The sequence below is a fragment of the Acinetobacter endophylla genome (assembly GCF_053543775.1).
Map to the genome: position 1 here is coordinate 1 of NZ_JBLVOM010000057.1, position 10,754 is coordinate 10,754.

Here is a 10,754-nt window from a genome sequence, read left to right on the forward strand (position 1 = left end):
CGAGCAACTGTACAACGTGCAATCACATAGCCTTCACGTTTCAGTTGTTGCCAGACCTTACGCACACCATACCGACCTGAACTTTCCTTCCAAATTCGTTTAATTTGTTCAGCATGATGAAGGTCATGCAGATCCCGTTTCGCTCGATGTTCTGGATTGTCCGCGAGATCTAAAGTCCGGTAATAGGTTGAAGCAGCGATCGGTAAAATTCTACAAATCGCCTCAACACCATATAACGCCTTATTGTTATGGATAAAATCCACCATTATTTGTGTGGGCGGTCGAGCTCCGCCTGGGCGAAAAAAGCCGCTGCTTTACGTAGAATTTCGTTAGCACGTTGCAGTTCTTTATTTTCGCGTTCCAGTTGTTTGATACGTTCTTGGTCTGAAAGCTGCTGTGCTTTAACTGGATTTTGTTGATCTAAGTATTTTTGATACCAAACACGTAGTGTTTCAGGAGTACAGCCAATTTTAGGAGCAATTGCTGTGATTGCAGCCCAATTCGATGGATAATCTTTCTCGGATTCAATCAATAATTGAACCGCTCTTTCTCTGATTTCAGGGGTATATTTTACTTTTTTCATCGGGACATTCTCTCAGAAAGCTTGGTCTCCGACAAACCCGGTACGGTTCACCAGAGCAAATTGCTAGGGACAACATTGATGCTCAACTTAAAGAAGCTGGTTGGGAAATACAAAATTTAGATACAATGAATTTTTCTGCAGGATTAGGCATTGCGATCAGAGAATATCCAACTTCTACTGGACCAGTTGACTATGCTCTCTTTGTTGATAATGAACCTGTTGGCGTAATTGAGGCAAAGCCTGAAGAATGGGGAGATAAAATCACCACTGTAGAAGAACAATCTTCTCGATATGCCAATTCAACACTTAAATATATTAATAATGACTACCCTTTAAGATTTGTCTTTGAAAGTACTGGGGTTATCACTCGTTTTACAGATTTTAAAGATCCAAAACCGAAATCTCGTCGTATCTTTAGTTTTTACCAACCAGAAACTATCTTAAAGCTTTTACAGGAAAAAAAATCATTTCGTGGACGTTTGCACGACTTACCTGAATTAGATCATACGGGCCTACGTGATTGTCAGATTACCGCTGTTACCAATCTAGAAGCTTCTTTTAAGTTAGATAAACCTCGTGCCTTAGTTCAAATGGCTACTGGCTCTGGTAAAACATTTACTGCAATTACCTCTTCTTATCGTCTATTAAAACATGCCAAACCAAAAAGAATTCTATTTCTTGTTGATACTAAAAATTTAGGTGAACAGGCTGAACAAGAGTTCATGACCTATATCCCTCAAGATGATCATAGAAAATTCACAGAGCTATATACTGTAAGCAGATTAAGAAGCAGTTATGTTCCTACTGATGCTGAGGTTTATATCAGTACGATTCAGCGCATGTATTCTATTCTTAAAGATGAACCATTGGATGAGTCTGAGGAAGAAGAAAGCCTTGCTGAGCAGATGACACAACCCAAAGAACCATTACCTGTTGTCTATAATAAAAAAATTCCACCTGAATTTTTTGACGTCATTATTATCGATGAATGTCACCGCTCTATTTATAATTTATGGCGTCAAGTTCTCGAGTACTTTGATGCCTACTTAGTAGGTTTAACTGCAACGCCTGACAACCGTACTTATGGTTTTTTTAATGCCAATGTAGTCAGTGAATATGATCATGAGAAGGCTGTTGCAGATGGTGTAAACGTTGGTAACGATACCTTTATTATTCGCACTAAGAAAACACAAGAAGGTGTCAAAGTTGAGGCTGAACGTTTGATCCAATTGCGTGAAAGAAAAACCCGTAAAACTAAATGGCAAACAACCGATGAAGATACTGAATATTCGAAAAAGCAATTAGATAAAGAAATTGTCTTACCTGATCAGATCCGTAAAGTAGTACAAACCTACAAAAATAATTTGCCAAATATTTTCCCTGGGCGAGCTGAAGTACCTAAAACACTCATCTTTGCTAAAACGGACAGTCACGCGGATGACATCATTCAAATCGTTCGAGATGAGTTTGGTGAAGGAAATGAGTTCTGTAAGAAGATTACTTATAAAATTGATGAAGATCCTAAAACAGTCTTAGCGCAATTCCGTAATAATTTTTATCCACGTATTGCTGTTACGGTCGATATGATTGCCACAGGCACAGATATTCGACCACTTGAATGTCTACTCTTCATGCGTGATGTGAAAAGTAAGAACTATTTTGAACAAATGAAAGGTCGTGGTACACGCACCCTAGACGAAGAAAACCTGAAAAAAGTAACTCCTTCTGCTAAAGGTGCTAAGAGTCGTTATGTGATTGTAGATGCGATAGGTGTAACTGAGTCTTTAAAAACAGCTAGCCAACCATTAGATTCTAAGCCAACTGTCCCGCTAAAGGATCTTGCACGAGGTTTAACTTTAGGGGCTCATGACCCAGATACTGTTGTCTCTTTTGCCAACCGGCTTTCTCGAATGGAACGTCAATTAGATGACTATCAACTTGAACTTTTTGAGAAGGAGTCAAAAGGTTTAAGCTTACGCTCTTTTGTGAAAAATCTGTTTGATGCCGTTGATTCGGATAAGGTGAATCAAATCGCAATGGAACAGCATGGACTAACATCTGATGAGGAAGTTACAGACGAACATGTTAAACCGATTCTTAAAGCTCGTGTTAAAGAAGCAGTTAAAATTCTTAATGGGAATATGATTGACTTACTTGATACTATCCGTAAGCAAACTGAGCAAGTTTATCTAGAAGATGAAATTGATGAAGTCGTCACTGCGGAATGGGCTGGTGATATTCAAACCAATAGTGAAGCCTTGAGAAAAGATTTTATTGAATACCTTCATGAAAATATTGATGAAATTTCTGCATTAAATATTTACTTCAATATTCCACAACAACGCGCTCAAGTTACTTATGCCATGATTAAAGAGTTATTGGTAAAATTACAGCACGAGCGACCAAAACTTGCGCCATTACGTGTGTGGGATGCGTTTGCATATTTGGAAAAGTACGACATAACCGCTTCTCGTCCAATCAATGACCTGACTGCCCTGATGTCTTTGTTACGTCGTGTTTGTGGTTTAGACGAAGCTTTAGTTCCTTATGATGCGACTGTACGTCAAAACTTTAAACGTTGGATTTTTAAATCCAACAATACTGAAGGTTCTAAGTTCTCTGATGTACAGCTTGACTGGTTACGAATGATGCGTGATCACATTGCAAACTCTTTCCATATTGATCATGATGACCTCGACATGGCTCCTTTTGATAGTGAAGGTGGTTTAGGTCGCATGTATCAGCTATTTGGAGATGATATGGACACTATTATTCAAGAAATGAATTTGGAGCTAGTCGCTTGATGAAATCAGAACTGCCTGAAAATTGGGTTTCAGTATCTTTTGAAACTATTTACGAAAACATCAGTATATCTAAGCTCAAAATTAAAGAAGATGAATACCTCGCTGATGGCTTATATCCTGTCATTGATCAAAGTAGTTCAAAATTAGTTAGCGGATTTTCAAATGACCCATCTAAATTAGTTAATCACGATGGAACCAAAATAATATTTGGAGATCATACAAAAGTTATAAAGCTATTTAATGATCCTTTTGTTCCCGGTGCAGATGGTATTAAAGTACTAAATGTTAACTCTACAGTTTCAATTAAGTATGCTTTTTATCTTTTAAAAAGCTTAAAGATTCCAAACAAAGGATACGCTCGTCATTTCTCTTTATTAAAAAACTTTTCTTACCCTATAGCACCTTATGCTGAGCAAATACGAATTGTTCAAAAAATTGAGGAGTTATTTTCTGAAGTTGATGATGGTATTCAGTCTTTAGAAACTGCAAAGAAACAATTAGATATCTATCGAGAAGCTATCCTTATTCAAGCCTTTGAAGGAAAATTGACAGAAGAATGGCGTAAAAATTATCAAAATTTGATATCTACAGGTGAAATATTAAAATCTAAATTTTCTGATGAAAGAAAACTTAGATATGAAAACGAAATCGAAAAATGGAAAGCATCTGTTAAAGAATGGGAATTAAAGCAGCTGGAAGGGCGCAAACCTACCAAACCTAGAGCTCCCAAAGATGTTCAAAAATTAACGAAAGATACTTTATCAACTTTACCCGCTATACCTTCGGAATGGTATTGGGACACACTTGGGAATATTACATCAGGTGTGGAATACGGGACCTCAGCAAAATCTCAAGAATCTGGCTCTGTCCCAGTGATACGTATGGGTAATATTCAACAAGGCGTTATTGATTGGGATGATTTAGTGTATACGTCAGATGAGCAAGAAATTAAACAGTATGAATTAAAAGCAGGAGATGTTCTTTTTAACCGAACAAATAGCCCAGAATTAGTTGGGAAAACAGCAATTTATAAAGGTGAACAACCTGCAATTTTTGCTGGTTATTTGATTCGTGTTAATCACTATTCAAATTTAATTGATTCAAATTTTTTAAATTATTATCTTAACTCACACATTGCTAAAACCTATGGCAACTCAGTTAAAACAGATGGTGTAAATCAATCCAATATTAATGGTGAAAAATTACAGAATTACCCATTCCCATTTTGCTCTTTAGAAGAACAGCTGGAAATAGTGAAAATTATCTCTAACTTTTTGGATAAAGAAAAAGTTACTCGTCAATATTTGGATTCAGAGCTAAAACGAGCACATCTATTAAAACAATCTATTTTACAGAAAGCTTTCTCTGGTGAACTTGTCCCTCAAGATCCTAACGATGAACCTGCCTCAGTTTTACTTGAACGCATTAAGGCTGAAAAAGAGGAAGAATTGACGAAAGCAAAAGCCAATAAAATTCCTAAAAAGTCAACTAAGCGTAAAACCAAAACTATAAAAGAAGATGAGCCTGCTCAACAGGAACTGATATGAGCACTTTTGAAACTAAACAACCTGAATTAGAAACCTTAATTCATCAAATTAAAACTGGTGAACTTCAACTACCCGACTTCCAACGTGGATGGGTATGGGACGATGAACATATTCGCTCACTGTTAGTCAGTATTGCACGCTCCTTCCCTGTGGGTGCCGTGATGCTTTTAGAGACTGGCGGACCTGTCAACTTTAAAGTACGTGCTGTTGAAAATGTAGAATTTTCAGGCGAAACACCTTCTCCGAAATATTTGATTTTGGATGGTCAACAGCGACTGACATCTTTAACACAAGTCTTAGCTTTAAATAAACCTGTTAAAACTTTTACTGAAAAAGGTCAAGAAATTGAGCGTTATTACTATATCGATATCGAAGCTGCCCTAAATGGACAATTCGATGACGCTTTTATTTCGGTAGGTAAAGATAAGACTGTTAAAACGAATTTTGATCGTGATTTTAAACAAATCGAAAATGGTGCTGGCCAGCTTATTACTCTAGATTTCTCAACGACTGAGAAAGAATATGAATCAATGTTTTTCCCTTGTAGCCTAATATTTAATAGTCATGCTTGGGAAATGGGATTGCTGAAATATAATCAGGATAAATATATTCGTTTTGCTGACTTTAAAGATAAAGTCTTACAGGAATTCAAATCTTATAAAATTCCAGTGATTCAGCTCAACAAAAACACATCCAAAGATGCTGTGTGCCTTGTATTTGAAAAGGTAAATACAGGTGGTGTTCCCCTCTCTGTCTTTGAATTGGTCACTGCATCATTTGCGGCAGAAAATGATAAAGACAACAATCTACGAGAAGATTGGTACGGTGATCAAAAACAAGGTATTGAGGGACGTTATCAACGTATTGTTGAAAATCGAAAAATTCTCTCAAAACTTGAACCAACCGATTTCTTACAAGTTATCAGTTTATTAACTACTTATGACAAGCGTCAGATTGACAGAAAGGCAGGTAAAACAGGTAAATTACTTTCTGCAGTTTCAGCTAAGCGACAAGCTGTACTGACTCTGACCTTACAAGATTATAAGCAATGGGCAAATGCTGTTGAGATTGGCTTTACTGAAGTCGCAAGCTTCCTTACGAAACAATGCTTCTTCTCAGAGCGTGAATTGCCATACCGTGGTCAGCTTATCCCTCTCGCAGCAATTATGACAAAGTTAGCTGAAAGAAAGATGAATTGGCGTGAACCTAAAATTCTACAAAAGTTAGAACAATGGTTCTGGTGTGGTGTCTTAGGTGAGCTCTATGGTGGTGCTGCTGAAACTAGAACTGCCAATGACTTAGAAGATTTCATCGCTTGGGTCGAGAATGATGAAACCATTATCAGAACGATTTTTGATGCCTCATTCCAACCTGAACGCCTTGAAACTTTAAGATCTCGTCAAAGTGCTGCTTATAAAGGTATCAATACTTTAGTACTCCGTGAAGGTGCAAAAGACTTCTTTTGGAATGAAACCATTCAGCAACTTGATTTAGATGGCAAACCTTTAGATATCCACCATATTTTCCCTCAACAATGGTGTAAGGAAAAAGAAATAAAACCAGCAGTATATGATTCGATTATTAACAAAACCCCTCTATCAGCCTCCACAAATAGAGCGATTGGAGGTAAAGCACCATCTATTTATTTAAGTCGATTACAGAATTTTAATACGACTCAATACTCTGATGAGCAAATGGATTCAATTCTAGAAGGTCATCTCATACCAACCGATGAGATCCGTAAAGATGATTTTGAATCATTTATGAGATTACGAGCTGATAACCTTATTAGTCTCATATATCAAACTATGGGTAAAACCTTAAGATCTAACCAATTTATTAACCAATACACACAAGCTAATGCAGAGGCAACTTCATGAATGCATCATCTATAGTTTCAAAAGTATGGAGCTTTTGTACCACCCTTCGTGATGATGGTGTTGGTTATGGAGATTACCTCGAACAGATTACGTATCTCATCTTCTTAAAAATGGCTGATGAGTATTCCAAACCACCTTATCGTCGTAATGTTGGCATTCCTGAAAAATATAAATGGGATACGCTTTTAAATACAAAAGGTGCCGAGCTAGAGCTTCATTACATTAGCCTTTTACGAGATCTTGCCAAGGAAAAAGGCATGTTGGGTCAAATCTTTACAAAGGCCCAAAATAAAATCCAAGACCCTGCAAAATTATCACGTCTTATTGAAATGATTGATAGCACTCAATGGGTCACTTTAAATACGGATGTTAAAGGTGATATTTACGAAGGTCTTTTAGAAAAAAATGCCGAAGATACGAAATCTGGTGCAGGTCAGTACTTCACCCCACGTTCTTTAATTAAAACAATTGTTGAATGTGTGCGTCCAGAACCGAATAAGACAATTTCCGATCCAGCTTGTGGTACTGGTGGATTCTTCCTCTCAGCGTATGAGTTTTTAACAAAAAATCCTGATGCCCCTTTAGATAAAGATGCAAAAGCATTTTTAAAGAATAGTACCTTCCATGGTAATGAGATTGTCGCAAATACTCGTCGCATGTGCCTGATGAATATGTTTCTGCACAACATTGGTGAAATTGACAAAGATAGTCTTATTTCACCAAATGATGCGTTGATTGCACCTAGTCCAATTACTGTGGACTATGTATTGGCAAACCCTCCATTTGGTAAGAAAAGCTCAATGAGCTTTACCAATGAAGATGGCGAACAGGAAAAAGAAGATTTAACGTATAACCGTCAGGACTTTTGGGCAACCACATCAAACAAACAACTTAACTTCCTACAGCATATTTGTTCGATGTTAAAAACAACTGGACAGGCTGCTGTTGTTGTTCCAGATAATGTTTTGTTTGAAGGTGGAGCTGGTGAAACGATCCGTAAAGAGTTAATGTCCAAAACTGAATTACACACTATTCTTCGTTTACCTACAGGTATCTTTTATGCTAATGGCGTAAAAGCAAATGTACTTTTCTTTGATAACAAACCTGCTAGTAAAGATCCATGGACTAAAGAAGTTTGGTACTACGATTACAGAACGAATGTACACCACACCTTAAAGAAAAAACCAATGCGTTTTGAAGATCTACAAGACTTCATCAAATGCTATAACCCTTTAAATCGTTTTGAGCGTTCTGAAACTTGGCACGCTGAGAACAATCCTGAGGGTCGTTGGAAAAAGTTTAGCTATGCTGAATTAGTCAAACGAGATAAAACGAGTCTTGATGTATTCTGGCTTAAAGACAAAAGTCTGACAGATTTAGATAATCTACCTGATCCAGACATTCTAGCTAATGAAATTATCGAAAATATCGAGTCAGCTTTAGAAAATTTCCGTAGCGTTCTAACGAAACTAGAAAACTAATAAAAAAGGCTCCCTAGATGGGAGCCCTTTTCATCATGCTGCTTTTGAAGCCCAATGCTTAATTTTATCTAACAGTATTAACTCAGATGTTTCACATTCTATTTTGATGCCTTGTTGCTGTTGCTTTCGATTTAGACTCTCGATTAGGCTATCTATTTTCTCTGCTTTATCACTATCTAACTTATCTAACTCATCATCTGTTGGACTTAAAATAAAAAAAGTCGGTTCTCTATTATTTAAGATTGCCGCTGTTTTCAAGTCATTAACATTCATTAAATAGTTACTGCTTATTCTATCTAAATTAGGCGTTACTGCTGAAACAATTCCACCATAACCTTTAGTTCCTTGTAATGGAACTAAAAGGCTATCATTATTAAAAGCGATATATTTTTGATTAGGGATGACCCCTGATAGTAAAGGGTCTCCCTTTACTTTATCTTTGAATTTTTTAGTAATTCTGTTAATAAGTGCATCACTTTGCACTGTCTTAAATTCTGATCTTACTGTTTTCCTACTACATTCTCTAGCAAGAGTAATAACACGATTATAAAGTCGATCAAGAATTTCTTCTTCTGAATTACCCTTTGCTACACCCTTATCAATCCATTTAATTTGTTCAGAAAAATTTCTACAATTGTTTGCTAAAGCTGGTAATGAAAGTTCAATGACGTCTTGAACATGTTGAATCACAGAACTATCAAAAAGGCATGATAACCTCTCGAACTGGTCCAACATTTTAAAGTTTATAGTCCCATCAATATTAAGTGCCACACCAATATTTAAAAGTTCTTCAGTAGCAAGATCAGGATTCCACTGAATTAAAGACCATTCACCACGTACGATTTTAGAATTTTGTGTTTTAACTAAATGTAGTTTACTCATGGTGCTACAGCTCCCAAACTACTATTGAAATAAGAGGATAACCCATTAAACCTTGCAACACTTCCTTGCAGTCGATCTTTAAAGTATTGCACTAAAATAGCAATAACCACTTTTGTAGTTGGTACGTTTGGAATTAAACTATTAAAGACCTCTTCAATATCACTCGATATCTCATCAAAACATGGCTCATCAAATGCTCTTAGATTATTATTTGATGCATCAATAATAGGTTTCCATGCAATTGTAGATGGATTTCCGCCATGCTGATTTATAAAGAACTCTTCCAACCAATTAGTAAAGTTATGAGCATTTACTAAACCACAGTTTACCCAATCTACTCCACCAAAGATTAAACCATGATCAATAATAGCTAAACTATTTTTATTTAAGAAAATGATATTACCTGGATTTCTATCACAATTACCTATGCAATCATCAAATGTAATTAATTTTTCGAAATCATCCCACTCTGTTAAAGCATCAAAATACTTTGCAAATTCATCAACTGTACCACTACTGAAAGGTGGCGAGAAATATAGCTTTTTCATATTACTGCTGCCAATACTTCTACAAGCCCAAGCATAATAAAACCCATATTGATGAGCAAATGTATCCGCTGGATCTGCAGGAATATCATCCACAGATATTTTTATAAGAGCTACTCTTGGAGATTGCTTCAAAGATGCTTTATTAGCCATCAAGTACCCAAAACTTTCGTTTATGATTTCTCGATCTCGACTTACAAATGGGAAAATCTTAATAAAAGTATCAACTTCCTCCCCATCAGGCCAACACACTGTAGCCAATCTAGTACTTGCCGAACACCCTCCACTAGTACTACTTACTAGTCTAAGTGTTTCTAGGTATCCCTCTTCTTCAATTATTTCGATAGTCATATTTATAAAATGCAAGAAATATATTTATTTTATTACTTTATCAAAAAAAGAATAGATCGGCTCTAAATAATCTTAAAAATCTACGACTAACAATGAAAATATTTTCGTTCCTCTACGCAATTAAATAAGAATTTATTCCCAAAAAATATAGCCATTATCTTGGGCCTGTGCATAAGCCCACTCCGCCACCTTATGCGACCGCTCTTTATCCGTCAAAAAGCCCAGCACCGATATTCGATCTACAATGATCAAATCCTGTTCTTCATTCCGCTCCTGCCACTTATGCAAAAACTCATCTGATGCAAGTAAATTACTTGGTGGTGTATCAAAAAGTATGCTAAAAAAAAGCAGGTTGAATTTTGATAAAATAGAGAAATGCAAATAACTCTAGAAATCAAATGTCCAACCTGCCTCAGTGACAGTATAAAGAAAAATGGCATCAAAGTAGATGGGAAACAAAACTACCAATGCAAAGACTGCAAACGTCATTTTATTGGTGACCATGCTCTGAGCTATCTAGGATGTAATTCTGGCATTACTCGTAAAATATTACAGTTAATGGTCAGAGGCAGCGGTATACGAGATATCGCTGAAATTGAGCGCATTAGTATCGGTAAAGTCTTACGGACTTTAACTGAATCGGCCTATCAAATTCAGCCTAAACAAAGTCATTATGAATCT

At 36.4% G+C, this 10,754-nt stretch carries 7 protein-coding genes, 2 pseudogenes and 1 other annotated feature; of the genes and pseudogenes, 5 read left to right on the plus strand and 4 right to left on the minus strand.

From position 1 onward, the window contains the following. Positions 1 to 583: pseudogene (locus ACNPNW_RS04570) on the minus strand (IS3 family transposase); the annotation flags it as partial. Then, positions 192 to 308, minus strand: a sequence feature (AL1L pseudoknot). (Overlaps the previous pseudogene by 117 nt.) Positions 584 to 708: 125 nt before the next feature. Between ACNPNW_RS04570 and ACNPNW_RS04575 the strand changes: the two are divergent. The 4 genes from ACNPNW_RS04575 to ACNPNW_RS04590 are packed head-to-tail and all read left to right on the plus strand — an operon-like array spanning position 709 to position 8,295. Further along, on the plus strand, positions 709 to 3,387 hold the full coding sequence (locus ACNPNW_RS04575) for a type I restriction endonuclease subunit R (protein ID WP_448766602.1): 2,679 nt from the start codon (positions 709 to 711) through the stop codon (positions 3,385 to 3,387). Continuing rightward, complete coding sequence (locus ACNPNW_RS04580; RefSeq protein ID WP_314295947.1) at positions 3,387 to 4,934, plus strand: restriction endonuclease subunit S; 1,548 nt, start codon at positions 3,387 to 3,389, stop codon at positions 4,932 to 4,934. Before ACNPNW_RS04575 ends, ACNPNW_RS04580 begins: the two co-directional genes overlap by 1 nt. Then, the gene (locus tag ACNPNW_RS04585) at positions 4,931 to 6,814 is read left to right on the plus strand and encodes a GmrSD restriction endonuclease domain-containing protein (RefSeq protein ID WP_314295948.1); all 1,884 of its coding nucleotides are present in this window, start codon (positions 4,931 to 4,933) and stop codon (positions 6,812 to 6,814) included. Before ACNPNW_RS04580 ends, ACNPNW_RS04585 begins: the two co-directional genes overlap by 4 nt. Continuing rightward, positions 6,811 to 8,295, plus strand: coding sequence for a type I restriction-modification system subunit M (locus tag ACNPNW_RS04590; protein ID WP_314295949.1), 1,485 nt, complete (start codon positions 6,811 to 6,813; stop codon positions 8,293 to 8,295). The genes ACNPNW_RS04585 and ACNPNW_RS04590 overlap by 4 nt, the downstream gene beginning before the upstream one ends. Before the next feature lie 33 nt (positions 8,296 to 8,328). On the opposite strand, the gene ACNPNW_RS04595 is transcribed toward ACNPNW_RS04590, so the two are convergent. The 3 genes and pseudogenes from ACNPNW_RS04595 to ACNPNW_RS04605 all read right to left on the minus strand — a co-directional run. Beyond that, positions 8,329 to 9,177, minus strand: coding sequence for a DUF3037 domain-containing protein (locus tag ACNPNW_RS04595; RefSeq protein WP_314295950.1), 849 nt, complete (start codon positions 9,175 to 9,177; stop codon positions 8,329 to 8,331). Next, on the minus strand, positions 9,174 to 10,073 hold the full coding sequence (locus tag ACNPNW_RS04600) for a protein kinase family protein (RefSeq protein WP_314295951.1): 900 nt from the start codon (positions 10,071 to 10,073) through the stop codon (positions 9,174 to 9,176). Before ACNPNW_RS04600 ends, ACNPNW_RS04595 begins: the two co-directional genes overlap by 4 nt. 132 nt (positions 10,074 to 10,205) lie before the next feature. Continuing rightward, positions 10,206 to 10,388: pseudogene (locus ACNPNW_RS04605) on the minus strand (HNH endonuclease); the annotation flags it as partial. A 60-nt stretch (positions 10,389 to 10,448) separates the two neighbouring features. Here ACNPNW_RS04605 and ACNPNW_RS04610 point away from each other — a divergent pair. After that, positions 10,449 to 10,754: transposase-like zinc-binding domain-containing protein (locus ACNPNW_RS04610; protein WP_448766603.1), on the plus strand; the 306-nt coding region annotated here is incomplete at its 3' end.